39 protein-coding genes are annotated in these 20,532 nt (G+C 60.1%); 22 read left to right on the plus strand and 17 right to left on the minus strand.

Translation table 11 applies throughout. The annotated features are described in order from the left end of the window. Positions 1 to 84: 84 nt before the first annotated feature. The 11 genes from BMI85_RS16090 to BMI85_RS21570 form a co-directional block, all read right to left on the minus strand. A complete protein-coding gene (locus BMI85_RS16090; protein WP_168174804.1) occupies positions 85 to 552 on the minus strand; it encodes a helix-turn-helix domain-containing protein in 468 nt (155 codons plus the stop codon). Beyond that, positions 542 to 1,018: a hypothetical protein gene (locus BMI85_RS16095; RefSeq protein WP_078601999.1), complete on the minus strand. Its 477-nt coding sequence runs from the start codon at positions 1,016 to 1,018 to the stop codon at positions 542 to 544. The genes BMI85_RS16090 and BMI85_RS16095 overlap by 11 nt, the downstream gene beginning before the upstream one ends. Positions 1,019 to 1,297: 279 nt before the next feature. Beyond that, positions 1,298 to 1,492, minus strand: a complete 195-nt coding sequence (locus BMI85_RS16105) for a hypothetical protein (protein WP_078602001.1) — start codon at positions 1,490 to 1,492, stop codon at positions 1,298 to 1,300. Continuing rightward, on the minus strand, positions 1,489 to 1,668 hold the full coding sequence (locus tag BMI85_RS16110) for a hypothetical protein (protein ID WP_078602002.1): 180 nt from the start codon (positions 1,666 to 1,668) through the stop codon (positions 1,489 to 1,491). Before BMI85_RS16110 ends, BMI85_RS16105 begins: the two co-directional genes overlap by 4 nt. A gap of 202 nt (positions 1,669 to 1,870) precedes the next feature. Beyond that, a complete protein-coding gene (gene ssb / locus BMI85_RS16115; protein WP_078602003.1) occupies positions 1,871 to 2,356 on the minus strand; it encodes a single-stranded DNA-binding protein in 486 nt (161 codons plus the stop codon). Then, positions 2,337 to 2,798 (minus strand): HNH endonuclease signature motif containing protein, encoded by a 462-nt coding sequence (locus BMI85_RS16120; protein ID WP_078602004.1) that lies wholly within the window; start codon positions 2,796 to 2,798, stop codon positions 2,337 to 2,339. The genes ssb and BMI85_RS16120 overlap by 20 nt, the downstream gene beginning before the upstream one ends. Then, positions 2,795 to 3,091 carry a helix-turn-helix domain-containing protein gene (locus BMI85_RS16125; RefSeq protein WP_078602005.1) on the minus strand — a complete coding sequence of 99 codons (297 nt, stop codon included), beginning with the start codon at positions 3,089 to 3,091 and terminating at the stop codon, positions 2,795 to 2,797. The genes BMI85_RS16120 and BMI85_RS16125 overlap by 4 nt, the downstream gene beginning before the upstream one ends. 82 nt (positions 3,092 to 3,173) lie before the next feature. Further along, positions 3,174 to 3,515 (minus strand): hypothetical protein, encoded by a 342-nt coding sequence (locus BMI85_RS21200; RefSeq protein ID WP_143595133.1) that lies wholly within the window; start codon positions 3,513 to 3,515, stop codon positions 3,174 to 3,176. Then, entirely contained in the window at positions 3,512 to 3,742 is a 231-nt protein-coding gene (locus BMI85_RS16135; RefSeq protein ID WP_078602007.1) for a hypothetical protein, read from the minus strand. The genes BMI85_RS21200 and BMI85_RS16135 overlap by 4 nt, the downstream gene beginning before the upstream one ends. Before the next feature lie 82 nt (positions 3,743 to 3,824). Continuing rightward, positions 3,825 to 4,394 carry a hypothetical protein gene (locus BMI85_RS16140; RefSeq protein ID WP_078602008.1) on the minus strand — a complete coding sequence of 190 codons (570 nt, stop codon included), beginning with the start codon at positions 4,392 to 4,394 and terminating at the stop codon, positions 3,825 to 3,827. Further along, complete coding sequence (locus BMI85_RS21570) at positions 4,391 to 4,672, minus strand: hypothetical protein (protein ID WP_078602009.1); 282 nt, start codon at positions 4,670 to 4,672, stop codon at positions 4,391 to 4,393. Before BMI85_RS21570 ends, BMI85_RS16140 begins: the two co-directional genes overlap by 4 nt. A gap of 87 nt (positions 4,673 to 4,759) precedes the next feature. Here BMI85_RS21570 and BMI85_RS21575 point away from each other — a divergent pair, with 87 nt between their 5' ends. The 21 genes from BMI85_RS21575 (at position 4,760) to BMI85_RS16235 (ending at position 14,115) form a co-directional block, all read left to right on the plus strand. Continuing rightward, positions 4,760 to 5,080, plus strand: coding sequence for a helix-turn-helix transcriptional regulator (locus BMI85_RS21575; protein WP_078602010.1), 321 nt, complete (start codon positions 4,760 to 4,762; stop codon positions 5,078 to 5,080). A gap of 200 nt (positions 5,081 to 5,280) precedes the next feature. Then, on the plus strand, positions 5,281 to 5,448 hold the full coding sequence (locus BMI85_RS21480; protein WP_168174805.1) for a hypothetical protein: 168 nt from the start codon (positions 5,281 to 5,283) through the stop codon (positions 5,446 to 5,448). Positions 5,449 to 5,462: 14 nt separating this feature from the next. Further along, positions 5,463 to 5,798, plus strand: a complete 336-nt coding sequence (locus BMI85_RS16155) for a hypothetical protein (RefSeq protein ID WP_078602011.1) — start codon at positions 5,463 to 5,465, stop codon at positions 5,796 to 5,798. Continuing rightward, positions 5,798 to 6,094 carry a hypothetical protein gene (locus BMI85_RS16160; protein ID WP_078602012.1) on the plus strand — a complete coding sequence of 99 codons (297 nt, stop codon included), beginning with the start codon at positions 5,798 to 5,800 and terminating at the stop codon, positions 6,092 to 6,094. Before BMI85_RS16155 ends, BMI85_RS16160 begins: the two co-directional genes overlap by 1 nt. A gap of 114 nt (positions 6,095 to 6,208) precedes the next feature. After that, positions 6,209 to 6,487, plus strand: coding sequence for a hypothetical protein (locus BMI85_RS16165; RefSeq protein ID WP_078602013.1), 279 nt, complete (start codon positions 6,209 to 6,211; stop codon positions 6,485 to 6,487). Next, complete coding sequence (locus tag BMI85_RS16170) at positions 6,484 to 6,717, plus strand: hypothetical protein (protein WP_078602014.1); 234 nt, start codon at positions 6,484 to 6,486, stop codon at positions 6,715 to 6,717. Before BMI85_RS16165 ends, BMI85_RS16170 begins: the two co-directional genes overlap by 4 nt. After that, positions 6,714 to 6,863, plus strand: a complete 150-nt coding sequence (locus tag BMI85_RS21580) for a hypothetical protein (RefSeq protein ID WP_210402370.1) — start codon at positions 6,714 to 6,716, stop codon at positions 6,861 to 6,863. The genes BMI85_RS16170 and BMI85_RS21580 overlap by 4 nt, the downstream gene beginning before the upstream one ends. Continuing rightward, entirely contained in the window at positions 6,860 to 7,351 is a 492-nt protein-coding gene (locus BMI85_RS16175; RefSeq protein WP_168174806.1) for a siphovirus Gp157 family protein, read from the plus strand. Before BMI85_RS21580 ends, BMI85_RS16175 begins: the two co-directional genes overlap by 4 nt. Further along, entirely contained in the window at positions 7,351 to 8,028 is a 678-nt protein-coding gene (locus BMI85_RS16180; protein WP_078602016.1) for a Rad52/Rad22 family DNA repair protein, read from the plus strand. The genes BMI85_RS16175 and BMI85_RS16180 overlap by 1 nt, the downstream gene beginning before the upstream one ends. Positions 8,029 to 8,055: 27 nt before the next feature. Continuing rightward, entirely contained in the window at positions 8,056 to 8,322 is a 267-nt protein-coding gene (locus BMI85_RS16185; protein ID WP_078602017.1) for a hypothetical protein, read from the plus strand. Beyond that, on the plus strand, positions 8,319 to 8,504 hold the full coding sequence (locus BMI85_RS16190; RefSeq protein ID WP_078602018.1) for a hypothetical protein: 186 nt from the start codon (positions 8,319 to 8,321) through the stop codon (positions 8,502 to 8,504). Before BMI85_RS16185 ends, BMI85_RS16190 begins: the two co-directional genes overlap by 4 nt. Continuing rightward, positions 8,504 to 9,007 (plus strand): hypothetical protein, encoded by a 504-nt coding sequence (locus BMI85_RS16195; RefSeq protein WP_078602019.1) that lies wholly within the window; start codon positions 8,504 to 8,506, stop codon positions 9,005 to 9,007. Before BMI85_RS16190 ends, BMI85_RS16195 begins: the two co-directional genes overlap by 1 nt. Beyond that, positions 9,004 to 9,351 carry a DUF968 domain-containing protein gene (locus tag BMI85_RS16200; protein WP_168174807.1) on the plus strand — a complete coding sequence of 116 codons (348 nt, stop codon included), beginning with the start codon at positions 9,004 to 9,006 and terminating at the stop codon, positions 9,349 to 9,351. The genes BMI85_RS16195 and BMI85_RS16200 overlap by 4 nt, the downstream gene beginning before the upstream one ends. Further along, positions 9,339 to 9,602, plus strand: a complete 264-nt coding sequence (locus BMI85_RS16205) for a hypothetical protein (RefSeq protein WP_143595139.1) — start codon at positions 9,339 to 9,341, stop codon at positions 9,600 to 9,602. Before BMI85_RS16200 ends, BMI85_RS16205 begins: the two co-directional genes overlap by 13 nt. Continuing rightward, on the plus strand, positions 9,595 to 9,873 hold the full coding sequence (locus BMI85_RS16210; RefSeq protein WP_078602021.1) for a hypothetical protein: 279 nt from the start codon (positions 9,595 to 9,597) through the stop codon (positions 9,871 to 9,873). Before BMI85_RS16205 ends, BMI85_RS16210 begins: the two co-directional genes overlap by 8 nt. Next, a complete protein-coding gene (locus tag BMI85_RS16215; RefSeq protein WP_078602022.1) occupies positions 9,870 to 10,220 on the plus strand; it encodes a Lar family restriction alleviation protein in 351 nt (116 codons plus the stop codon). Before BMI85_RS16210 ends, BMI85_RS16215 begins: the two co-directional genes overlap by 4 nt. Next, complete coding sequence (locus BMI85_RS16220) at positions 10,213 to 10,476, plus strand: hypothetical protein (protein WP_078602023.1); 264 nt, start codon at positions 10,213 to 10,215, stop codon at positions 10,474 to 10,476. The genes BMI85_RS16215 and BMI85_RS16220 overlap by 8 nt, the downstream gene beginning before the upstream one ends. Beyond that, positions 10,476 to 10,682 (plus strand): hypothetical protein, encoded by a 207-nt coding sequence (locus BMI85_RS21210; protein WP_143595141.1) that lies wholly within the window; start codon positions 10,476 to 10,478, stop codon positions 10,680 to 10,682. The genes BMI85_RS16220 and BMI85_RS21210 overlap by 1 nt, the downstream gene beginning before the upstream one ends. Before the next feature lie 186 nt (positions 10,683 to 10,868). After that, positions 10,869 to 11,888, plus strand: a complete 1,020-nt coding sequence (locus BMI85_RS16225; RefSeq protein ID WP_078602024.1) for a tyrosine-type recombinase/integrase — start codon at positions 10,869 to 10,871, stop codon at positions 11,886 to 11,888. 364 nt (positions 11,889 to 12,252) lie between these two features. Next, positions 12,253 to 12,834, plus strand: coding sequence for a hypothetical protein (locus BMI85_RS16230; protein ID WP_078602025.1), 582 nt, complete (start codon positions 12,253 to 12,255; stop codon positions 12,832 to 12,834). A 66-nt stretch (positions 12,835 to 12,900) separates the two neighbouring features. Then, positions 12,901 to 14,115, plus strand: coding sequence for a surface lipoprotein assembly modifier (locus BMI85_RS16235; RefSeq protein WP_078602026.1), 1,215 nt, complete (start codon positions 12,901 to 12,903; stop codon positions 14,113 to 14,115). On the opposite strand, the gene BMI85_RS16240 is transcribed toward BMI85_RS16235, so the two are convergent. The 4 genes from BMI85_RS16240 to BMI85_RS16255 all read right to left on the minus strand — a co-directional run bounded on the left by BMI85_RS16240 (position 14,099) and on the right by BMI85_RS16255 (position 18,311). Beyond that, positions 14,099 to 14,680, minus strand: coding sequence for a helix-turn-helix transcriptional regulator (locus tag BMI85_RS16240; protein WP_078545370.1), 582 nt, complete (start codon positions 14,678 to 14,680; stop codon positions 14,099 to 14,101). The two genes, BMI85_RS16235 and BMI85_RS16240, sit on opposite strands and share 17 nt — an antisense overlap. A gap of 130 nt (positions 14,681 to 14,810) precedes the next feature. Continuing rightward, entirely contained in the window at positions 14,811 to 15,191 is a 381-nt protein-coding gene (locus BMI85_RS16245) for a DUF1850 domain-containing protein (protein ID WP_078602027.1), read from the minus strand. Continuing rightward, positions 15,188 to 17,269, minus strand: coding sequence for a TRAP transporter permease (locus tag BMI85_RS16250; protein ID WP_078602028.1), 2,082 nt, complete (start codon positions 17,267 to 17,269; stop codon positions 15,188 to 15,190). The genes BMI85_RS16245 and BMI85_RS16250 overlap by 4 nt, the downstream gene beginning before the upstream one ends. Before the next feature lie 91 nt (positions 17,270 to 17,360). Next, entirely contained in the window at positions 17,361 to 18,311 is a 951-nt protein-coding gene (locus tag BMI85_RS16255; RefSeq protein WP_078602029.1) for a TAXI family TRAP transporter solute-binding subunit, read from the minus strand. Positions 18,312 to 18,560: 249 nt separating this feature from the next. On the opposite strand from BMI85_RS16255, the gene BMI85_RS16260 reads away from it, so the two are divergent. Beyond that, positions 18,561 to 19,646, plus strand: a complete 1,086-nt coding sequence (locus tag BMI85_RS16260) for an AbrB family transcriptional regulator (protein WP_078602030.1) — start codon at positions 18,561 to 18,563, stop codon at positions 19,644 to 19,646. A gap of 8 nt (positions 19,647 to 19,654) precedes the next feature. Here BMI85_RS16260 and BMI85_RS16265 read toward each other — a convergent pair whose 3' ends face one another. Together BMI85_RS16265 and BMI85_RS16270 are read right to left on the minus strand one after the other, a co-directional pair. Further along, positions 19,655 to 20,290: a hypothetical protein gene (locus BMI85_RS16265; protein WP_244176559.1), complete on the minus strand. Its 636-nt coding sequence runs from the start codon at positions 20,288 to 20,290 to the stop codon at positions 19,655 to 19,657. A 52-nt stretch (positions 20,291 to 20,342) separates the two neighbouring features. Then, positions 20,343 to 20,477 carry an aa3-type cytochrome c oxidase subunit IV gene (locus BMI85_RS16270; RefSeq protein ID WP_078545360.1) on the minus strand — a complete coding sequence of 45 codons (135 nt, stop codon included), beginning with the start codon at positions 20,475 to 20,477 and terminating at the stop codon, positions 20,343 to 20,345. Positions 20,478 to 20,532 lie beyond the last annotated feature (55 nt).

Here is a 20,532-nt window from a genome sequence, read left to right on the forward strand (position 1 = left end):
TATTGTATGCCCCATCCTCGGCCATCGTCAGATGAGAGGTTTTTGCCTCAAAGTCTGACGGGAACATGGGGAAGTATGGGAGGCTCACTCTGGCGCCCTCCGTTTTTCCTCGCGCTGAATTGCGACGATGATTGTAGAGTGGTCGCGGTCCAGCTCACGCCCGATCTGCGAGGCGGAAAGGCCCATGCGTTTTGCGGCATAGATCACCATGTCTCGGGCGCGCACATGCTCCTTCAGACGGGACGGTCCTAGGATAGCAGAGAGCTTCACGCCGGACGCGTAGCTAACCTCTCGAGCGATGTCGCGAACAATCCCGCCGTTGATGTACGACGCGGCGACAACCTCTTTATCGGTGAGATATTTCTGATTATTGTTTGCAGACTCGCGTCCGCTTCCTATATTGGCATCAAAGGCCACTCCACGATCCTCCATTGATCGGGTTTTGGTTAGAGCCGGGTTAGCGTTGGCGCGCTGCTCGGCTCGCTTCATTCTAGCGCCATGCACCTGTGAAACAAAGGATTTTTCCGGCGCATCCACATATTTATGCTGCATCTGTTGATCCTTTGGGGATGATTTTCGCGTGCAGATCGGCATAATCGTTCGCCATCCAGGCATCGGCCATCATCTCGCGACAGAGCGCACAGAACGCCGGGAAGCTGATCTCTGCCCACGCATCGCCGGGGTCTGCCGAAAGCTGCGAAAGCATCGCGCGAACCGGAAGCGACACGCGGATCTGCGTTGCCCCGTCGAACCGGAACAGCACCGCCGGGAACTTGCCGACGCTCTCTGCGCTCTCCGCTGCCTGTGCCTGCCACACAGGACGGCAGCCCGCCCCTGAGCCATACCGCTTGCACTCCAGCGAGAACGGGAAGCGCTCGTGATCCGTCGTTAGGTCTCCGTGGCCGCTTGTCTGATACTGGCGAAGGTTGCGCGAGAAGGTTAGGCCAAGCTCTGCGTGCAGTGCAGATGCGCACTCACGCTCGAAGGTTGCGCCCTTGTTGCGAGACATCTTGCCCATCACGCATCCTCCCGCACTGGCTGAGGGTAAGCGGCGATCTCTTGCAGGATCGTCAGGCCGCGAAGCTTGCGGATGCGGTAGCGGACGATCGGAACGAGGGGCTCCCCGTAACTATTACGCCCCGACGTTGAGCTGTAGCGGAGGTCACCCCACACCCACGAGCCACTGCCCTCGACGTTGGCTATTATCTCGAGCCCGTCCCGCCAAACCAAATGGCATATAGTCCCTACCGGGACCGGGCAGCCCTTCCCATCGTGCTCGATCCACGGGCCCCAAATGTCAGCCATGCGGCACCCCCTTCCGCAGCGCAGCCGTGGTGATCCGCTTCTGCTCGGCGAGGATTTCCCCGCGCCGCGTGGTGTTGCCCTCCACAGACAGGCGGGCTTCGTTCTCGTTGCGGAGCGCCGTGATAGGGTCAACGACAGGCTCAGGCTTCGGCCCGAGCTTTGCGATGATGCTGATGAATCCGTTCATCCCCGTGCCTCCAGCTTTGCCAGACCAGCGCACAGAGCCTTGCGACGCTGAATACCGACCGTGGACTTCGGCGCCTTGCACGGGCATTCCTCCAGAGAGACGCGCAGGTTATGCACCTCGCTCATGGGGATGCTGATAACGGCAGTGTCGCCCTCGCGTTTGATGCTGCTGGTCATTCTGCGGCCTCCTACTGTCCGCCGGGCCAGCGCAGGACATCCGCGCGCCCCGTGAAGACTTCCCACGCCAGATGGAGGCGGCTCTTTATGGAATGCAGGCCCTCGGGTCGCGCGGGATACCAAGTATTTCCGATGCCAGCGCTGCATCCGCTTTTCAGAACGGATTGCAGCGAGGAAAGGGTGTATGCGCTCGGAGCACGTTTCATGCGCGTACCTCCGGAGCGAATGGGATCTCGTCGTCGAAGTCACCACCGGGTCGCCCGCCTGCGCCGTAGCCGCTGCCCTGCTGCTCGCCATAGCCGCCAGAGGATTGCCCGTTGCCCTGACCGACGCCCTGAGGCCCGTCGAGCATGACCAACTCGCTTCGATAGGGGCGCAGAACAACTTCCGTGCTGTAGCGGTCCTGACCGTTAGCATCGCTCCATTTGCGGGTTTCCAACTGGCCCTCGATGTAGACCTTTGACCCTTTGCGGAGATACTGCTCAGCCACCTTTGCCAGCGGCTCGGACATAATGGATACGCTATGCCAAGACGTCCGCTCTTTGCGTTCACCAGAGCTTTTATCGCGCCACGTCTCAGACGTTGCTACCCGAAGGTTGCAGACCTTCCCGCCATTGGAAAAGCTGCGCACCTCAGGGGCAGCGCCAAGCCGAGCAATGAGAATTACTTTATTGACCGATCCCGACATAGGACTTCCCTTCTCTGATTTTTCTGACAGTTTCGCTGTTCGCATCGAGGGCGCGCGCAATCAGCAGATCTGGCTCACCAGTTCGAATGCGACGGCGGATTTCCTGAACCGTTTTCTCGGTGAGGTGCTTTCTGTTTCCGCCAGCAGTTCGGCCCTTAACCATCGCGTCGGTCATGTTCTCCGCGCGAGTACCTAGGAAAAGATGGTTCGGGTTTACGCAGGCCCGGTTGTCGCAAGAATGGCAAACATCAAAGCCGCTTGGGATCTCTCCATAGAAAAGGATGAACGCCCTTCTGTGCGCACCCATGCTGCGACCGTTTACCGTCGTATGGCCGTAACCATTTCCTTTTCCCGCGCCGATCCAGTTCCAGCACTCAGTGTCGGAGCTGAAGTCATCCACGAGGCGTAGAAACTGCATCAAGCTGTAGTTGACGCTGCTCATTGGGATAGCTCCATGCTGGTGCGCTCTTGGCGGATGCGCTGCATCCACTGGCGAACGGATTGTTCGTTGATGCCGGTCTGCTTCGCGATCTCGGCTACGGTGTTTGCGCCTGCGTCCATTGCGCGCTTGACGCGGGTGTAGAATGCCTTGGCGCGCGGATGCAGTTGGCAGGTCCGGGCGTTGCCGAACTCATCCCAGATGCCGCTTACGCCGGGGCGAATGCGCTTGATGCTCACGCCGGGTTTGACAGTGGCCCCGTAGCGGGCTGCGATTTGTGCGGGTGTCTCGGTCATCACGCCAACCCCGTAAGAATGGCGATGACGGCACCGGCCATGCACAGGAGAGCGAGGCCACCGAGGGAGAAGATTACGAGGGTCATGCTGCACCGCCTTTCAGGGCGCGGCGAGCAGTCATGCAGCACAGATTGCCCTCGTATCCGCATGCGTGCGTCTCAGTCGCATCACAGCCATTAGCATAGAGTTGAAGGGCTTCTCGCAGCCGATCATTCTCAGCTCTCAGCGTATCCAGCTCATCTTCCTTCTGGACGCGCACGTATACCTCGCACGGGTCACCGACGCAGACAGGCTCAAATGCAGGCAGGCACGGCCACTTCCTATGCCACTGAGACAGGGCATTGAGCGGGATATAAAGACGGTCAGGATAGCCTTCCCGCGCATACGTCTCGTTGGCTAGGCGTAGTCCTTTGGGATGGGTCATTCCAACACCTCCGGCACATCCGCATTTTGGAAGACGGCATCGACGTGGAAGCCAAGCTCGTGAGCAATCTCTCCAATCGTCCGAAGCGTCAGTTCCTCCTCATCAAGAATGTATCCCCACACCTCTTTGGTCGGTTCAACGTTGCGAAGTGCATACATCCGCGCGATCATGCCGCGGCATCTGATTTCGAAAAGGACGCCAGCAGTTTCTACAGTCATGTCAGTCATATCAGGCTCCAGAAGATGATCGCCGCAAACGCCACGCCGCTCAGGAGAAAGGCGATGGTGAGGAAAAGGGCTTCGCGGAGGGTCATGCGGTGGCCTCCTGCTTCGAGCGTTCTTCGCGGACAACCTGCCAGAAGAAATCAACGGGTATCCCGTCCATCACTTTGACGTCTTCAGCGCCGTAGCCTTCAGAAAGCCGAGAAAGGACGATTGCCCTATCAAGGCGATCCTTGCTCGCGCCCCTAGGAGGCATCAGGAACGTTTGCTGGCTTTCGAGAACCCTTTCGCGGCGCTTGGTGTAAGCGAGAGCCGCCTTGGCCTCTGCAATGCTCGTGATCTTCCTTCCGCAAGATGACAGATCGTCAAATCTATCCGTCACGTCCAAGGCGGGTGTGACGCGGTCCAGCAAGTTATCAAGGTGACCGTCAACGACGACCCACTCACCACGATCGCGATACCGATTTGCGCTGGTGATGACGCACCGCTCATGAGCGTATGCCACGGCGTCACTGTCGATCAGCAGAAGGCGACGGAACTTCATCTCATGAGGCGCTGTCGTGCCAATGGCATACAGGCGATGCTTTGGCTGGCATGTAACCCCAACCTTCGCGTAACCAGCATCAACGGCTTCGATGCAATACAGATAAGCGGTCATTTCGCACCGCCTTCTTGAACTGCGTCGTCTCCGCCCACATGTGAAATGTCACACGGTTCTTTTTCGGAGGCTTCGCTTTGCATATCCACGAGACGTTGACGGACCTTCACAGCGGTTTCGGGCCATACCCTGACGGGCTTCCCTTTGACGCCTTTCGTAAGCCGTTCGTAAAATTTCCCTCCCTGCCCGGCGCGCTCGCCTACCGTGCTGGGGGAGATGCCGAGCATCTTGGCGACGGCCTCGATCTCGGACGCAAGTTGTTGGGTGTCGGTGCTCATGTCCGACAAGGTAATGTGATTTTTCACAGATCGCAACGCGAAACTTCACATTCGCCAGCAGAAGCTGACTACGGTAAATTTCTCACCATGGATGAAGGTGAGATTTTCCGGCGCAACATGTTGCGCGTCATGAAAGAGTTGGACCTCAATGAGGCGCAACTCTCAAAGAAGGCTGGGCTAAACGCCAGAGCCGTAACGGACATACGCGAACGCCGGGTTGCTAGCCCTAAGCTTTCAACCGTATTTGCCCTATGTAAGGCGCTTAATCGCGATCCTGGGGAGATGCTTGGGATAGGTAAGAGGCACAACTTGCGTCCCGAACTTGCTGAGTTTCTTGAGAAATTATCGGCAGAAGAGCAATCGCGCTTTCTAGCCGCTCTTGAGGCGATTCCCCGCGAGCCCGGCTAATAGCCAGCAATCCGACGAGAATCTGATAGTCTGAAAAGGCGCTGAGTCTGTGCATGCTCACAGATTAGCGTCTTTTTATTTTGCTGCCTAATGTGATTTTTCCCAAATGTCCTATTGACGGCATGTGAAACTTCACATACCTTCATCCCATAGCCGCCGAAGAACCAACCCCGGCAATCGCGGCTCAGATGGAGAACCCAATGACCAACAGCCCCGTATATTACGTTTCCCCGCGTCTGCGGGGCGCGATGTTGGAGGAGCATGCCGATGCTCTCCACATCTACACGACGATCATTCGCCCTCAGCATGTGAGCCTTCCTGCACCGATTGGTGCTGGTGAAGTGCCTGCGCTGATGTGCGGCCAGTAACCGGAGGATCACCGATGATCAGCATGGATAAGGAATATCGCTACCGGAACGGCGGTCCCGCGCGCGTTCTTTGCGTCGATGCATCCGGCACGCAGCCAGTCATTACGCTTACAAAGGATGGGATCGTTCGGCGCCATTACCCGGATGGGAAATGGACTGACAGCGACGAGATGCCTTACGACCTGATCGAGGTCAAGCCGCGCATCAAGCGTGAGTATTGGTGCAACCTGTACCCAAACGGGAACGCAGCAATGTATATGGTTCGTGAAAATGCTGACCATGTTTACACACCGGAGCGCCTCGCCTGCGTCAAAGTCACCATCGACTGCGAAGAAGGGGAGGGCCTGTGATGACCTTCGACAGCTTCTACGAAAACGCCACGGTTGACTTCGAGTTCGACAGCACCGTGCAGGAACTGAACGACAGCGACTGCAGCGTCACTGCTTGCTCTGATCAATGCGGCTTCAAGATCGACGGGGCCACGATCCTCGGGAAGTGGTTCTCCAGCGAAGACCTGATTGAGTGGCTCGGCTCTCAGCAAATCGACCAGTGGAGCATCGAGGCTGAGACGCATTGGCAAGATCATGCCGCGCGCGATGCCTATGACCGCGACGTCGAAAGCCTCGCTGAGTTCCGCGCAGCCTGACCTCCCCCACCGCCGCGATTTGTCCTCCCCTGTTGGGCGCGGCGCAACTGCCCGGCTTCGGCCTTCTTCTCCTCCCAAGCTGGAGCCGGGCGCTTTCTTTCGGAGAACACACATATGGCAAAGACCGAAGACGAGATCGCCCGCGAAAAAGAGCAGGTTCAGAAGATGATCGGCGCGAAGGGCGCAATGGAGGCCGCGATCAAGCGTATTGAGCGCCTTGAGAAAGCTATCAGCCACGCAGAATGCATCCTCTCTGATATGCGAGGGAAGGTCGGAGAAGGCCTCTATGTGAAGACCTTCTATCACGGACGCACGATAGGAGACGGCGAGCAGACGATCAGCCTGCGAGATCAGATTTCGTATGCGCAAAGCGTTCTCGAGGATGTGAAATGACCCTCCACCCCACCGACCTGCGCCACGACATCAGCCCCGAGCAATCCGCCCGCATGGCTGAGCACTTCGAAGCGCTGGAGCCGCCGCCGCACGAAGGCTTCTGGGCGCGCAACAAGGTAGCCGTTTTGACCGTCGTTGGCACCGTCATTCTTTCCATCGGCCTTCTGATCATCTTCGACCCGATGGGTCATGCGGCAGAGGTCCGTTACCAGCAGGAGAAGAGCCAATGAGCCCGCGTGACCATGCACTGCAAATGATCCGCGAGCGCCGCGCATATCCTGTCGGTTCATCTGACTGGGAATGGCGCACGTCCGCAGCCCGCAAATACATCTGGATGTCGTTTGGCATCCCCGTGAACAAGTGGAGGACCGCATGAAGATCGACACCGGACACGTCCGCAACATGGCAGAGCATATCCGCGCCATGTGTGGCGACGACGAGGATCTGTTTCTCGACATGATCGAGGGCGAGACAGACGCACTTGAACTGATGGACCGCATGATTGCCGAGGAACAGGGCGACGAGGCTCTGGCCGAGGCCATCAAGGCGCAGATCACGGAACTCAAGGCACGCATGGACCGCATCAGCGCCCGTGCGAAGGCCAAGAAGGGCGCAATGCTGATGCTTCTTGATGCCATCGGGCAGAAGAAGCTGGAGCGCCCGCGGGCCACGGTTTCCAAGATGGCTGGCCGCGTCTCTGTGCAGATCACCGACGAGACGTCGATCCCGTCGCAGCTCTGCACAGTGAAGACGATCACCACACCGGACAAGAACGCAATCAAGGCACAGATCGAGGCGGGGGAAACCGTTCCAGGCGCTGAGCTAGTGCGCGGTGACGACACAATCACGATGAGGACACGGTAATGAATATCAAAGACCTCGCGAAACCCTTCCCGAATGAGGCAGTTCACTGGCGCGTCCAAGGGCAGCCATTCGAGCGCAACGGCACCCATTCCGCAATGGCGCTCGCCTACATCGACGCGAGGGACGTGATGGACCGCCTTGATGAAGTCTGCGGCGCTGGTGGGTGGAAAGACAGCTACACCGAAACCGCCTCTGGCCGCGTGATCTGCACTCTTAGCATCAAGATCGGTGACGAGTGGGTCAGCAAGTCTGATGGCGCTGGAGGAACGCAGGTTGAGGCTGAGAAGGGTGGCATTTCTGATGCCCTCAAGCGCGCCGCCGTGAAGTGGGGAATTGGGCGCTACCTCTACCGCCTCGATAGCCCTTGGGTGCGCTGCGAAGTGCGCGAGAAAGGTGGTCGCAAATACTGGAAAGCATGGGCCGAAGACCCGTGGAGCAAGGTCAAGAACGTCCCCTATCACCAGCACGACAAGGCAGCAAAAGGACCGCCCGACGAGGACGAGGCGCAGCGGATTATCGACCGCATCGAAAGCGCGGAATCTATGGCCGAACTCGGCACGATTTGGAAGTCGGAGTCCGACGCCCTCGTGAAGCTGAAAGGCACGGATGAACTAGCCCGCGTCGAAGCGATCAAAGATGACCTGAAGAAGCAATTCGAGGCCAAGCAGGCCGCATAAGCGCCGTGTGGAGATAAGGAGAAGCTTATGAGATGCGATGAATGCAAGTTTTTTGCTAAGCCAGATGACCAGTTCGATGAGACATGGCGCGGTGATTTTGGCCTGTGCTCTCGAACCCCGCATGCCGAGGACGTTGGCGAATGGGATGCAGGTATGAATTGGGCCATGAACGCTGAGCACAAGGACCGGACGGCTGTCGTTCAGGACGCCAGCGGATACCACGCATCGCTCTACAGCCTTCCGTCGCATTTCTGCGCGATGTTTGAATCTGCCGAGAAGGTTTCCCAGAAATGACCCGCCCCACGCTTGAGCAAGCCCGCGATGCCATCAAGACAGCCAGCGGCACAAACTGGCCCTCTGAGGCGGTGCGTGACACGGCGTTCCTCATTCTTGTGCTGGATGGCTTCGACCGCGCCGCAGCCTCAAAGGCTGTTGACCGGGCATTCGCTGACATGCAGCGGGAGGACGCGAACTGATGCAATACCGCGCCAGATACTTCGCCGGAACGCTGCGGCTGGAAACCAACACTCTGCCACAACTGGCAGAGGGTGAGCCTGTGACGGTAGAGATCGAGCGCGGGCGCAGCGATGCCACACACCGCCACCAGTTCGCATGGGTCAATGACGCATGGGCTACCCTGCCTGAGACAGTCGCTTGGGAGCCATGGGCGCAAACGCCTGAAATGCTCCGCAAGCACGCGCTGATTATGACCGGCTTTTACCAGCAGGAAGTGATTGACTGCGGCGATGGCAAGGTCGCGAAGGACGTAGCGACGAAGCTGAAAGCTGCCCATTCCAAGGGCCACGGATACGCGCTTGCGATCGTCCGTGATGGTGTCGCCGTGGTGCGCTACCCGGAGAGCCAGAGCCGGAAGGCAATGGGCGCCAAGCGGTTTCAGGAGAGCAAAACGGCCATCTTGGAATGGATTGCGGCACAGATCGGCGTGGAGCCAAGACAGCTTATGAGAAACGCATCATGAGCATCGTCCCGAACATGCGGGGCCCGCTCGGCCTCAAAGCGGAGAAGCCCGCCAACGGCACAGCTGCGGGGATACGGCATATGAACCGCGTCAAGCAACTCCCCTGCGTGATCTGCGGGAAACCCGGACCTTCCGACGCTCACCACGTCATTTGCGGGCGTTACAGCCAAGCCAAGGCCAGCGACTTCCAGACAATTCCGCTGTGCAAGGAATGTCACCAGTGGGGGCCGCTCGCCATCCATAATGGCAAGGCAAGCTGGATCGAACGCAACGGGCCAGACACCGATTATCTGCCGATCGTCGCTGACATGCTGGCGGGAGAGTTCAACTATTGGAGAAAATGATGGGCTGGAACTTCAACATGGACGAGGCCCCGCGTGGGCATACCGAGATCAGGCAGCGCACGGTGAAGAACGGCGCAGTTGCGGAATACGAGCACCACGTTCCGGCGCGGATCATCGCAGCAGGCAACGATGGTGTTGTTACCGTCTCCAGATGGCTCCCGAAAGAGGGTCGCTGGAACATGTACAGCAAAGACACGCCGCCGATGGCTTGGCAGCCGTGGCCCGATCACCCGGAGAAAACCAATGACTGACCACAAGGAACTGATCGAGCGGCTTCGCTCAACAGGAAGCATGTCACCAGCAGAGGTCTGGGAGACATTGCAAGACGCTGCCGACGCCCTCGAAGCCGCGCAGGCCCAGATGCAAGGGGCAGTTGAGAGGGTAAAGGCGAAAGAACGCGAGGAATGCGCGCATATCGCAAAGGGCCGTTGGAAATACTGGACCAATGAGGGCAGCGTTGAGTGCGACGTGACGGCCTGCGAGGACATCGCCGCCGCCATCCGCGCAGGAGGTGAGCAATGAGCGCGCCGGAACTTCTGCCGTGTCCGTTTTGTGGCGGGCCTGCTGAGTTGTGGCAGGCGCAGGATAACCGCCCAGCATGGATTGCCTGCATGGGGAGATGCGTTGTCTTGATTTCGAAAGAGCACGCAACGAACGAAGACGCGATCAAGACGTGGAACACCCGCGCCATCCTCTCAGACCCGCGCGTGAAGGCGATGCAGTCCGAGTTGGAGCTTCTACGCGAGTATTACGCAGCGCATGAAGCAATCAGGAAGGTTGGTATTCTTAACGCTTCATATGAGTCGCTACAGCGGCAAGGTAATGCCCGCGCCGCCCTCGCCGCACTTCAGGAGGCTAAAGATGACTGACCGCAAGAAGGCGCTGGAGGTGTCAGGGCTAAAGGTGGCCCACCTGAATTGGTATGGAGACAGTGAATATTGCCAAGGTAGAGGGTTAGGAAGCCACTATGATATTTATCGTGATGGGAAAAAGTGGCGTGTTTGGCTTATGCACCAATCAAAGTGCAGCTACTTCAAGTCGATTAGCGATGCAAAAAATGCGTGCCAAAATGAGTATGATGAGCGAGTTCTCTGCGCCCTGATCGAGCAGGAAGGGGGCGAGTGATGGCATGGCGTGCAAGAAGCGCATCAGAAAAGACCGATGATTGGCCGTTCTGGTACGTCACAGACGACAAGCCGAATGACTACAATAAGACGGCGGAAGCATTTGAACTTGCTACGGGCGAGAGGTTCCCGCCAGTTCTCCCATTTGTCAGCAAAGATGGCGCAGAGGCAATTGCCCATGCATTGAATGGAGGCTCCGATGGGTAGACACGACGCACAACAGCCTAGCTGGCTTGTCGAGCCTGCGTCTATGGACCTCGCCGCAAGCGCGCTCGGCATTTCTCGCCGCACGCTGTCAGACCTGCTAAAAGAGCACCCGCACTATGAGCGCCGAGGAAAGAAGTACGTTTTCTACCCTGAGCACATCAAGCGCCTGCGCAAGGAGATTCACGAATGCGCCTCAAGATCAAATGGATCAACGGTTGGGCTCACCTGCACGGGACCGGACCCACTGGCAAGCGCATCCGACAATCTCTCAAAACTCGCGATCCTAAGCAGGCGGAAGAAAAGCGAGCGGCGGTAGAGTCGAAGCTTTGGAAGGCCGATCTATACGGCCCGGAAGAGATCGTGACATTCGACGCCGCAGCCGTGGCCTATGCAGAGGACGGTGGCGAGATCCGTTTCCTGATGAAGATGGCGCAGCAATTCGAAGGCATCCGCCTGCGGGACATCAAACCGCGCGACATCCGTGAAGCCGCGAAGCGGGCCTATCCCAAGGCCAACGCCGCAACGTGGAACCGGCAGGGCATCACACCTGCGCAGTCCGTCATCAACTGGAGCCACGAGCAGGGGTGGTGCGCACCTATCAAGGTGAGACGCTTCAAGGTCGAGAAGCCAAAGCGCAAGGCCGTTGGACCAGAGTATCTGGATGCTCTAGAGCCATACATGCCTGACCGCTTGTTCGCGCTGATGCTATTCCTGCAAGTGACGGGCCGTCGCGTTGGTGAGGCGGTTCGGATGGAGCCGCACTGGATCAGCGGTAACCATGTCCACATTCCGAAGACGAAGAACGGGGAAGCCGCTGACGTGGTGATGCCCACTGTGCTCTCGCGCCTTGTTCATGCGATTGAGCCGCGTCACGGGTTGGTCTTCGGCTACGTCCATCGATCGAGCGTCTACAACACGCTGCGGAGAGCCTGCAAGAAGGCTGGCGTCGAGTATCTCGGCACCCACCAGCCAGGGCGCCACAGCTTCGCCACGCAGCTTCTAAATCAGGGCTGGCAGTCGTCGCGGATCGCGAAGGCAGGGGGATGGAAATCGGTCGCTCTCGTAGCGCAAATCTATGAACACCCGGAGAACGCGCCCAGCGAGGCATCTGAGATTTTTGGCAAGATCTGGGCAAGTCGTGATGATGATGACGTGACAAGCAAGTCAAACATCCATAAACTACAACAACTTAAGGATGGAGCGTAGTCACATGACTATCCCCTTGGTAAGGGAGAGGTCGAGAGTTCAAGTCTCTCCAGCAGCACCACTTCCCTTTTCAATCTCGATAGTCTGGCGTCGACCACGGGTCGCTAACGAATGCGTTGGACCTCATTTCGTCGGTTGATCAGAGGCTTTTGTTTAAAAGTCTCTTGCGGTGGGTGACCGGAAAGCCACAGACCCTCGATCGTTCACAAAACACCTCTCGAGAACGCGAGCGTTATTTTCCCAAGCAACCTTGGCAGCAACACAGTCAATCTAAGGTTTACCATAGGTTGTAGGAAATTCCCCAATTTCGCCACTTACCGACTGCGCGCCAACTTCGGCTCGCATGGGAAATTAGGGAAAATTAATGTCTTATAAACTTTCGATTACCGCGACCGCCGTGTGTTTTGCACTTGCAGGCTGCATGGGCAGCGGGGACGGCAGCAACTCCTTCAGCGCAGCTGAGGTGGCGCAAGACAAAGCCACCTACGACAGCCTTGTGAAGCGAGTGGACGACGGCGATCTCTTGGTCGCTCAAGATCCCGCCGGCACCGCACGCCTGGCTGGGACCATGACTTTCGATCCGCCTGAAGCAACCGACAACCTTACGGTCGGGCGCCTGACGATGGACGTCAATTTCGACGAACAAAAGGTCAGCGGCACCGCAGACCAATTCGCAAGTTACACTCGGGATATGAGCCAGAAAAACATGGACCTCAAAGGTTCGCTCGACATTACCGGCACGATTGATAGCGCGAGCGCGATGACTGCGAACGCACATGGGACCGTGAGCGACGATGAAGGCAGCATAACTGCAGATTTGCAGATGTCGGGCGACGTCTACGACGACAGCGGGAAATACGTTGCCCTTGGTGATTTCACTGGAACCGGCACTAGCTCCGGTACCACTGAACAGTTTACCGGCACGTTCCACGCAGAGCAGCAGTAAACTTCGGACACAGACGCTGGAGGCCAATAGCCTCCAGCGTTTCGATTTTCCAACGATGAGTTTTTCATGAGCTTTTCTAAAAAGCTGCTGACTGTGACGGTGGCTTTTCTTGCGTGTGCCACCCCTCTTTCCGCCGCGCCTCAAGAACACAGCCTCGCGGATTGGACGCGGATCGGCGCGCGCCTCAGCGGCAAGGGCGACACGCTCACCGCGATCACCATTCTCGGAACGATCGCGGCGAAGGCGCCCAACTACTCGCCGGCGCAATTCGCGCTCGAGCGAAGCCTCGACCAGATTGGCTCCGCGAAACGCGCGGATCGGGTGTTGCGCTATGTGTCGGATCGTGCGCCGGACCGCGAACTGGCTTTCAACGCGGCTTTGCGGCGGCTCGACCAGTCGCATCCCTGGCGGATCTCGGGGCAGGTCTCGCTTCTGCCGACGAGCAATCTCGGCCACGTCTCCTCGCAGACGGTTTTCGTGACCAAGGCGGGGCGCTTCCAGATCACGGATGGAGGTCGGGAGAGTTCGGGGCTGGGGCTCGGCGCCAGCGCGAGTGTCGACTATTACATCCACCCCGCGCTCGATTGGCGGCTTCGCCTGCGCGGCGCGGTATCGGGAAACTGGTATTCGCCGAAGGAGCTGCGCTTCGTGAAGCCGAGCCTTTCGGTGCGCTACGACCGTCTCATCGCAGGGGCGCCCTGGGGCGCGACCATCGAGGTCGGGCGCAGCTTCTATGCCGCGGCACCCGGGCAAACGCGATCTGATGCGACCGATACGAGCCTCAGTCTCGACCGCCACTGGCGGCTCGCACATGACGCCAACCTCACGGTCATCGGCTCCGTCACGCAAAGCCGTTTCGAAGAAAAGCGCTACCTTAACGGGCCGCGCTACGCGCTCAATCTGGGCTACGACCGGGCCATCTGGCGAAGGTCGCGCATCGACCTCGGGTTGCGGCTCGAGCGCGCGGATGTGCGCAGCGACTATCAAAGCTACACGCGCGCGGCTCTGACCGTCGGAGCCAGCCGGCGCCTCACGAAAACGCTCAGCGTGAAGCTCTCCGCAACCGTGGGCGTGCGCGATTTCGATGGCGACTTTCCGTTGTTCGGGAAGCCGCGCATGGATCGCGATATCTCCCTCACCGCCTCGGTCGGCCTGGACCGCTTCAAGGTGATGGGCACGACGCCGCAACTGAGCTGCACCGCGCGCCGCAACCGGTCGAACGTCTCGCTTTACAGCTATCGCTCGCTCGATTGCGGCGTGCATTTCATAAGCCGGTTCTGAGAGGGGCTTCTTCGCAGAGACCCAACTCCACGACCCGTGCGACGACGGCATTGGTCGTGCGAAGGCCGAACTTCTCGCGCAGGTTCCGCAGATGCATATCCACCGTCGAGACCGAAAGACCCAATGCGAAGGCTACTTGTTCCCGGCGCTCGCCACGCACGGCGCGGGCGAGAATCTGGCGTTCGCGGCATGTGATGTGTGGCGTATCTTCTTCCCAAACGGTCTCTGGCGCGTTCAAAAACAAGATACAGCGCGCGCGTCCGGGAGCCAGCGGCAGCAGATTGATCTGTCGCAGGCTCGGCAGGCGCTTGAGTCGAGGCCGCAGCACGGCGGCTTGCGCCTCCCAACGCGCGGTCGCCGACAGGACCGGCGCCCTAAGAAGGCGTCCGCCCGGCACCATTGACAGGCTGAGCGGCTCGCGCGCGGTGATCCCGAGGTCTCGTTTTATGAAGCGCTGCATCGGGATATTGGGGCCGGCGACTACCCCGGATGAAAAAATATCGCAGGCGGCCTCCAGCGCAGCGCACTGGCTAACCCCTGCGCCGTTTTGAAACGGATAGGTCATGAAATCTCTGAATGAATACAAGTATCTATATATGATTCATTCGTAGCCGATTTCTGACTCCGATCACAATCGAATTCACTAATACTCACAAAAAAATATCGATGTGAGGGAAGAAAAACTCAATCTAAATCTAATCGCCCTTCGCCCCGTCGCAGGGCGCGATATGGATCGGGGCTTCGCGGTCGGCACCGATGGTTTCGCAGCCTTTCGAGCAGAGCGTCCAGCCCGAGATCGTGGCGCCAGAGGCCGCGAGGTTCAGCGCGGGGACGTCCGGCCCGTCCGTCGTCCAGACCCACCAGCCATCCTCGAAATGACCGCCCGGGCCCGGCTCCATCCCCGCGCCCGAGCCTTTGACCGCCGCGCCGACGAGGCGCAGCGTGTCATGGTCGGTCACCTGCCAATGTTCGCGCCAGCCTTCGTGCTCAACCGAATGCATCCATTGCAGCGAGAACTGACCGTTACTCGCGAGCGCCATCATCGTAGCGCCGACCATCAGACACGAGGCGCTCATGCCGCGGCTCGCTTGCGGCCCAGCCAGAGCGCCGCCGCGAAGGCCGCGACAAGGGCGAAGCCGATTTCATCTGTCAGCGGCAATGCCGCGATCAGGGTGAAGCCCGCAACCATGGCGAGTGCCCGCTCCCAAAGCGCCAGCGGACGGCCCAGCCAGCCGATCACCGCGACACCCCAGAGCGACAGCGCCAGCAGCGCCTTGATCACGATATAGGCCACGGCTGGCCAGTAGCCGATCGCGGCCGCCAGCGGCCCGCCATCCTGCAGCATCAGCGCGGGCGTGTAGACCGCCATGAAGGGCACGACGAAACCCGCGGCGGCGACCTTGATCGCCTCGAAACTGATCTTCAGCCCGCTTTCCTTCGCGATGGGCGCGGCGGCGAAACAGGCCAGCGCCACAGGCGGCGTCAGGTCCGCAAGGATGCCGAAATAGAAGACGAACATGTGGCTGACGATCAGCGGCACGCCGAGGTCCAGAAGCGCCGGGCCCGCAATCGAGGAGGTGATGATGTAGTTCGGGATCGTCGGGATCCCCATCCCCAGCACGATGCAGGTGATCATGGTCAGGATCAGCGACAGGAACAGGCTGGACTTGCCGACGCCCACGATGAATTGGCCGAAGGTGGTCGCGGCCCCGGTCAGGGTCATCACGCCAATGATCACGCCGACCAGCGCGCAGGCGATCCCCACGGGAAGCGCGGTGCGTGCGCCATCGGCGAGGCTGTCCCGGCACAGCGCCAAGGTCTCGCGCCCGCCCTTCGAGAAGACGTTGATCGCGATCAGCACGGCGATGGCAAGCAGCACGGCCCAGATGCCGAACTCGAAGAACGCGCCCGCGACCAGCGCGAGCACGACCCAGAAGATCACGCGCAGCACCTGATTGGGCAGCCCCAGCGCGACCGAGCCGCCAAGGATCAGAAGCCCCGTCAGCGACAGGCCGACGGTGCCAGCGAACAGCGGCGTGTAGCCGGTGAACAGCAGGTAGACGAGCACGGCGAGCGGTAGCAGCAGATACCAGCCCTCTTTCAGCGCCTTGCGTGGGGAGGGCAGCTCGGATTTCGCGAGGCCGCGCAGGTCGCGCTTGCCGGCCTCCAGATGGACCATCCAGAAGGCGCCCGCGAAATAGAGGATCGCCGGGATCAACGCCGCCTTCACCACCTCGACGTAATCGACGCCCAGCGTCTCGGCCATGATGAAGGCCACGGCCCCCATGACCGGCGGCATGATCTGCCCGCCCATCGAAGACGTCGCCTCGACGCCGCCCGCAAAGGCGGAACGATAGCCGAAGCTCTTCATCAGGGGGATCGTGAATTGCCCGGTGGTTACGACATTGGCCACACCCGAGCCGGAGATCGTGCCCATCAACCCCGAGGACAGAACCGAGACCTTCGCAGCCCCGCCCATCTTGTGCCCGACCATCCCGAGCGAGACATCCGTGAACAGTTTGATCATCCCGGCTTTCTCGAGAAACGCGCCGAAGAGGATGAACAGGAAGATATAGGTCGCCGACACATAGGTCGGGATCCCGTAGATGCCTTCGGTGCCGAAACTCATCTGTTCGATCACCTGCTCGAAGGCGTAGCCGCGGTGGTTCAGCGGTGAGGGCAGATGCTCACCGAACATGGCATAAAGGAAGAACGTGCCCGCGATGATCGGCAGCGCCGGGCCCATCAGCATCCAGGCGGCGGTGAAGACCGTGACCAGCAGCACCACGCCGACCACCAGATCGAGCGTGTTCGGATCGCCCGCGCGCAGCAGAAGCGGCGTGTATTCGATCCACTGATAGGCGGCGACAGCGACCCCGGCTGCGGCCAGCAGATAGGCGAGCGCGCGCCCGAGCGGGCCAAAACCCTTGGCGATGGCAAGCAGCGGAAAGCCGAGCGCGAGCAGGAAGCCCACATGGACCGCCCGCGCAATCTGGCTCGAGGGGTTGATGACATGGGCGGCGAAAGCGATTTGCCAGACCGAGAAAGCGACCGCGAGCCAGAACAATGCGCGCCCTTCGCGCGACTTCGGGAAGCCCCCCGCCAGCGGATCGTGCACTGCCGCGTCGACCGCAGCTTCTTCCTTGGTGTCCATGCCTGTCTCCTCCCCCCGGTATGGGCGCGTTGGCCCGATTGATCAGGGGCGACCCGAATTGCGCGCCGCCCCTGACCTGAACTCTAGCGGCTTATTTCAGCACGCCCTGTTCCTTGTAGTATTTCTCCGCACCCGGATGCAGCGGGATCGGCAGACCCTGCACCGCCGCCTCGAGCGAAATACCGTTCGCGGCCGAATGCGCGGCTTTGAGCGTGTCGAGGTGCTCGAAGAGCTGCTTGGTCATCTCGTAGGCTTCCTCGTCCGAGACACCTTCGCGCGTGACGAGGATGTTCGTGATCGCGACCGTCGGCACATCCGCGTCCTGACCCGGATAGGTACCTGCCGGGATCACGCCTGCCTTGTAGGGCGCGCCAAGCTTCTCGGCGATGTCGGCGGGGATCTGAACGAAGGTCACATCCTGCGTGGTCGAGAGATCCTTGAGTGCCGCGTTCCCCAGCCCCGAGGACTGGAAGGTCGCGTCGAGCTGACGGTTCTTCATCAGTTCGACCGATTCCGAGAAGGGAAGATACTCGACCTTGCCGAGATCGTCATAGCTCATGCCCGCCGCGTCGAAGATCTTGCGTGCGTTCAGCTCGGTGCCCGACTTGGCCGCACCGACCGACAGGCTCTTGCCCTTCAGATCGGTGATCGTCGTCGCACCGGCATCCTTGAGCGCGGCGAGCTGGATGTAGTTCGGGTAGATCGCGGCAATCGCGCGCAGCTTGCCGAGCTTGGCCTTGAAGCCCGCATCCGCATTGCCTTCCCACGCATCCTTCACCGAGTCGCCCAGTGCGAAGGCCAGCTCCCCCCGGCCTTGCTGCAGCAGGTTCAGGTTCTCGACCGACGCCTTCGTCGATTGAACCTGAACGCGCACGTCCTTCATGTTCTCGCCATAGACTTCGGACAGCGCAACGCCGAGCGGATAATACACGCCCGAGGTGCCCCCGGTCAGGATGTTAATGAAGGTTTCGGCCTTGGCGACGGGTGCGCTCAATGCAATCGCCCCGGCGACGAGCGCGCCGAGCTTGATGTGTTGGAACATCGTAATCCTCCCATATGTCATTGCCCGCAAAGAGATGCGGGACCGCCTCCAACGTGACGCGTTTTTCGCGGGGATCAATTCAATTCACGTCGATGAAACCAGAAAGCGGAGAATTCTCCGCTTGACGTGAAGGCGGGCGATCCTGCCCGAAATTTGCTTTACTGAGCGGAAGTTGCGGATTTCGCTATGCGCTTGACGTAGCGAGCCCTATCTGCTCGGAAACACCTGATTTCCGTCTTCAAAGCCCCCATGCGCTCTTTCCCTCCCTTTCGATACGCCCCCGACCGCTGGCCCCCTGCATTGCGCTGGGTCGTCCTGCTCGCGGGCTCCGCGCTTCTGGCCTTTGCACTGAGCCTCGCGCATCTCTCGGCGGCGCTTCTGCTGGGGCCGATGGCGGTTGCGATCGCCCTCGCCGCAAGCGGCGGGGCGGTGCGGCTGCCCCCTCTGGGCTTCATCGCGGCACAGGGTGTCGTGGGGGTGATGATCGCCTCAAAGCTTCCCGCCTCGATCCTGCCCGAGATCGCCCGCGACTGGCCGATCTTCCTTGCCGGGACGCTCTCCACCGTGCTCGGCGCGAGCGCGCTCGGCTGGGTGATGGCGCGGGCGGGCGGCTTGCCCGGCACGACGGCGATCTGGGGCTCCTCCCCCGGCGCGGCGACCGCGATGACGTTGATGTCGGACGATTACGGGGCCGACATGCGCCTTGTCGCCGTGATGCAATATACCCGCGTCGCCTGCTGTGCGATCGCCGCGACCGCAGTCGTGCAGATTTTCGGCGTGGCGCAGGCCAGGGATGTCGGCGCGGCACTCGCCGAGCAAGACCCGATGGACCTCTTCGCCGCGGTCGAGACGCTCGCGCTCGGGGTCGGGGCTGCCTTTCTGGGCGTGCGGCTGCGCATTCCGGGCGGCGGGCTGCTGCTGCCGATGGCCTTCGGCTTGATCGCGAGCGCCACCGGCCTTCTGGAGATCACCCTGCCCCAGACCGTGCTCGCGATCAGCTATGCGGTCGTAGGCTGGGGGATCGGGATGCGCTTCACACGCGCCGTGCTGCGCCATGCCGCAAGACTGCTGCCGCGCATCCTCGGCTCGATCATCGCCTTGATCGCACTCTGCGCTGCCTTCGCGATGGGATTGGTCTATTTCGCCGGGATCGAGCCTGTGACCGCTTATCTCGCCACCAGCCCGGGCGGGGCGGATTCGGTCGCGATCATCGCGGCGGGCACGCAGGTCGATGTGCCCTTCGTCATGGCGATGCAGATCGCCCGCTTCCTGCTGGTGCTGGTGGCGGGTCCCGCACTCGCCCGCGCATTGTCACGCAGGCGAGGCGATGTCTGAAGGCCCGTTCACTCTCTGAACTGGGTGTCGCCGTGGTTGTAGGGCTGCTGCTGGATCATCAGCACGCCGGAATTGTCATCGGGATCGTTGTCGTAGTGATCCTTCTCGGTCACGCCCGGCAACTGCCCGAACGCCTTCGACAATTTCAGCGGCGAGAAGGTGAAGGGCACCTTGTCGTGCAGCCACGGCATGTCGCGCAGCGCGCTCGAGACCGAATCCGCGCACATCATCTTGTTGACCGAGCCGTTGCGCTCCACGCGAGCCATCAGCTGATCGGCCTGCGCCATCGTGATCGGAAGCTTCTGGGCGCGGACATACCAGCTCTCGCGGGCATGGTAGTCGATGTAGAATTTCCGCATCTTCTCGGTAATGCCGAAATGCACATCGTGGCGCTCGGGCGCCCAGGGATGGTTCCAGGTGCCTGCCGGATCGAAGATGATCCGCTCACGCCCATTGATCAGCAACGACGAATGACCGCCCGACCCGGTATTGGTCGAGATCACGGTATAGAGCGTAACCGAGGGCGGTTCGTCGGAAACATAGCGATATTTGGCGACCTCGGCATCCGAGGCATAAATGTTATCCGCCCCGCAGCCAGCCAGCAAAAGCGGCAGCATCAGGCAGACAAGAAGCACGCGCATCATCTGCCCGATCTCCCGTTCCCAAGCGTGTCTCTTTCAGCTGCCGCCGGTCGCGTCAGCCGCCTACAAGGGCGAGAAACACCAGAAAGCAGATGATCACAATCACCGAAACCGTAACGAAGCGAACAAATCCGTTGAATGTTCTCTCCTGGTCACGAATGTCCATGTTGCCCGGTTTATACTCGGCCATTGCGCGTTCTCCCTTTTGCGCTGTCTCCCAAAGGGGAAACTAGCCGAGCCGCGAC

Origin of the sequence: Thioclava sp. DLFJ4-1, from assembly GCF_002020145.1 — a bacterium.
In the GTDB taxonomy this organism is placed as follows: domain Bacteria; phylum Pseudomonadota; class Alphaproteobacteria; order Rhodobacterales; family Rhodobacteraceae; genus Thioclava; species Thioclava sediminum.

What these genes read in the sequence shown, in the direction of transcription:
- BMI85_RS16090 (WP_168174804.1), bottom strand. Translation starts at nt 552, where the DNA reads ATGCAGCATAAATATGTGGATGCGCCGGAAAAATCCTTTGTTTCACAG.
- BMI85_RS16095 (WP_078601999.1), bottom strand. Translation starts at nt 1,018, where the DNA reads ATGGGCAAGATGTCTCGCAACAAGGGCGCAACCTTCGAGCGTGAGTGC.
- BMI85_RS16105 (WP_078602001.1), bottom strand. Translation starts at nt 1,492, where the DNA reads ATGAACGGATTCATCAGCATCATCGCAAAGCTCGGGCCGAAGCCTGAG.
- BMI85_RS16110 (WP_078602002.1), bottom strand. Translation starts at nt 1,668, where the DNA reads ATGACCAGCAGCATCAAACGCGAGGGCGACACTGCCGTTATCAGCATC.
- ssb (WP_078602003.1), bottom strand. Translation starts at nt 2,356, where the DNA reads ATGTCGGGATCGGTCAATAAAGTAATTCTCATTGCTCGGCTTGGCGCT.
- BMI85_RS16120 (WP_078602004.1), bottom strand. Translation starts at nt 2,798, where the DNA reads ATGAGCAGCGTCAACTACAGCTTGATGCAGTTTCTACGCCTCGTGGAT.
- BMI85_RS16125 (WP_078602005.1), bottom strand. Translation starts at nt 3,091, where the DNA reads ATGACCGAGACACCCGCACAAATCGCAGCCCGCTACGGGGCCACTGTC.
- BMI85_RS21200 (WP_143595133.1), bottom strand. Translation starts at nt 3,515, where the DNA reads ATGACCCATCCCAAAGGACTACGCCTAGCCAACGAGACGTATGCGCGG.
- BMI85_RS16135 (WP_078602007.1), bottom strand. Translation starts at nt 3,742, where the DNA reads ATGACTGACATGACTGTAGAAACTGCTGGCGTCCTTTTCGAAATCAGA.
- BMI85_RS16140 (WP_078602008.1), bottom strand. Translation starts at nt 4,394, where the DNA reads ATGACCGCTTATCTGTATTGCATCGAAGCCGTTGATGCTGGTTACGCG.
- BMI85_RS21570 (WP_078602009.1), bottom strand. Translation starts at nt 4,672, where the DNA reads ATGAGCACCGACACCCAACAACTTGCGTCCGAGATCGAGGCCGTCGCC.
- BMI85_RS21575 (WP_078602010.1), top strand. Translation starts at nt 4,760, where the DNA reads ATGGATGAAGGTGAGATTTTCCGGCGCAACATGTTGCGCGTCATGAAA.
- BMI85_RS21480 (WP_168174805.1), top strand. Translation starts at nt 5,281, where the DNA reads ATGACCAACAGCCCCGTATATTACGTTTCCCCGCGTCTGCGGGGCGCG.
- BMI85_RS16155 (WP_078602011.1), top strand. Translation starts at nt 5,463, where the DNA reads ATGATCAGCATGGATAAGGAATATCGCTACCGGAACGGCGGTCCCGCG.
- BMI85_RS16160 (WP_078602012.1), top strand. Translation starts at nt 5,798, where the DNA reads ATGACCTTCGACAGCTTCTACGAAAACGCCACGGTTGACTTCGAGTTC.
- BMI85_RS16165 (WP_078602013.1), top strand. Translation starts at nt 6,209, where the DNA reads ATGGCAAAGACCGAAGACGAGATCGCCCGCGAAAAAGAGCAGGTTCAG.
- BMI85_RS16170 (WP_078602014.1), top strand. Translation starts at nt 6,484, where the DNA reads ATGACCCTCCACCCCACCGACCTGCGCCACGACATCAGCCCCGAGCAA.
- BMI85_RS21580 (WP_210402370.1), top strand. Translation starts at nt 6,714, where the DNA reads ATGAGCCCGCGTGACCATGCACTGCAAATGATCCGCGAGCGCCGCGCA.
- BMI85_RS16175 (WP_168174806.1), top strand. Translation starts at nt 6,860, where the DNA reads ATGAAGATCGACACCGGACACGTCCGCAACATGGCAGAGCATATCCGC.
- BMI85_RS16180 (WP_078602016.1), top strand. Translation starts at nt 7,351, where the DNA reads ATGAATATCAAAGACCTCGCGAAACCCTTCCCGAATGAGGCAGTTCAC.
- BMI85_RS16185 (WP_078602017.1), top strand. Translation starts at nt 8,056, where the DNA reads ATGAGATGCGATGAATGCAAGTTTTTTGCTAAGCCAGATGACCAGTTC.
- BMI85_RS16190 (WP_078602018.1), top strand. Translation starts at nt 8,319, where the DNA reads ATGACCCGCCCCACGCTTGAGCAAGCCCGCGATGCCATCAAGACAGCC.
- BMI85_RS16195 (WP_078602019.1), top strand. Translation starts at nt 8,504, where the DNA reads ATGCAATACCGCGCCAGATACTTCGCCGGAACGCTGCGGCTGGAAACC.
- BMI85_RS16200 (WP_168174807.1), top strand. Translation starts at nt 9,004, where the DNA reads ATGAGCATCGTCCCGAACATGCGGGGCCCGCTCGGCCTCAAAGCGGAG.
- BMI85_RS16210 (WP_078602021.1), top strand. Translation starts at nt 9,595, where the DNA reads ATGACTGACCACAAGGAACTGATCGAGCGGCTTCGCTCAACAGGAAGC.
- BMI85_RS16215 (WP_078602022.1), top strand. Translation starts at nt 9,870, where the DNA reads ATGAGCGCGCCGGAACTTCTGCCGTGTCCGTTTTGTGGCGGGCCTGCT.
- BMI85_RS16220 (WP_078602023.1), top strand. Translation starts at nt 10,213, where the DNA reads ATGACTGACCGCAAGAAGGCGCTGGAGGTGTCAGGGCTAAAGGTGGCC.
- BMI85_RS21210 (WP_143595141.1), top strand. Translation starts at nt 10,476, where the DNA reads ATGGCATGGCGTGCAAGAAGCGCATCAGAAAAGACCGATGATTGGCCG.
- BMI85_RS16225 (WP_078602024.1), top strand. Translation starts at nt 10,869, where the DNA reads ATGCGCCTCAAGATCAAATGGATCAACGGTTGGGCTCACCTGCACGGG.
- BMI85_RS16230 (WP_078602025.1), top strand. Translation starts at nt 12,253, where the DNA reads ATGTCTTATAAACTTTCGATTACCGCGACCGCCGTGTGTTTTGCACTT.
- BMI85_RS16235 (WP_078602026.1), top strand. Translation starts at nt 12,901, where the DNA reads ATGAGCTTTTCTAAAAAGCTGCTGACTGTGACGGTGGCTTTTCTTGCG.
- BMI85_RS16240 (WP_078545370.1), bottom strand. Translation starts at nt 14,680, where the DNA reads ATGACCTATCCGTTTCAAAACGGCGCAGGGGTTAGCCAGTGCGCTGCG.
- BMI85_RS16245 (WP_078602027.1), bottom strand. Translation starts at nt 15,191, where the DNA reads ATGAGCGCCTCGTGTCTGATGGTCGGCGCTACGATGATGGCGCTCGCG.
- BMI85_RS16250 (WP_078602028.1), bottom strand. Translation starts at nt 17,269, where the DNA reads ATGGACACCAAGGAAGAAGCTGCGGTCGACGCGGCAGTGCACGATCCG.
- BMI85_RS16255 (WP_078602029.1), bottom strand. Translation starts at nt 18,311, where the DNA reads ATGTTCCAACACATCAAGCTCGGCGCGCTCGTCGCCGGGGCGATTGCA.
- BMI85_RS16260 (WP_078602030.1), top strand. Translation starts at nt 18,561, where the DNA reads ATGCGCTCTTTCCCTCCCTTTCGATACGCCCCCGACCGCTGGCCCCCT.
- BMI85_RS16265 (WP_244176559.1), bottom strand. Translation starts at nt 20,290, where the DNA reads ATGATGCGCGTGCTTCTTGTCTGCCTGATGCTGCCGCTTTTGCTGGCT.
- BMI85_RS16270 (WP_078545360.1), bottom strand. Translation starts at nt 20,477, where the DNA reads ATGGCCGAGTATAAACCGGGCAACATGGACATTCGTGACCAGGAGAGA.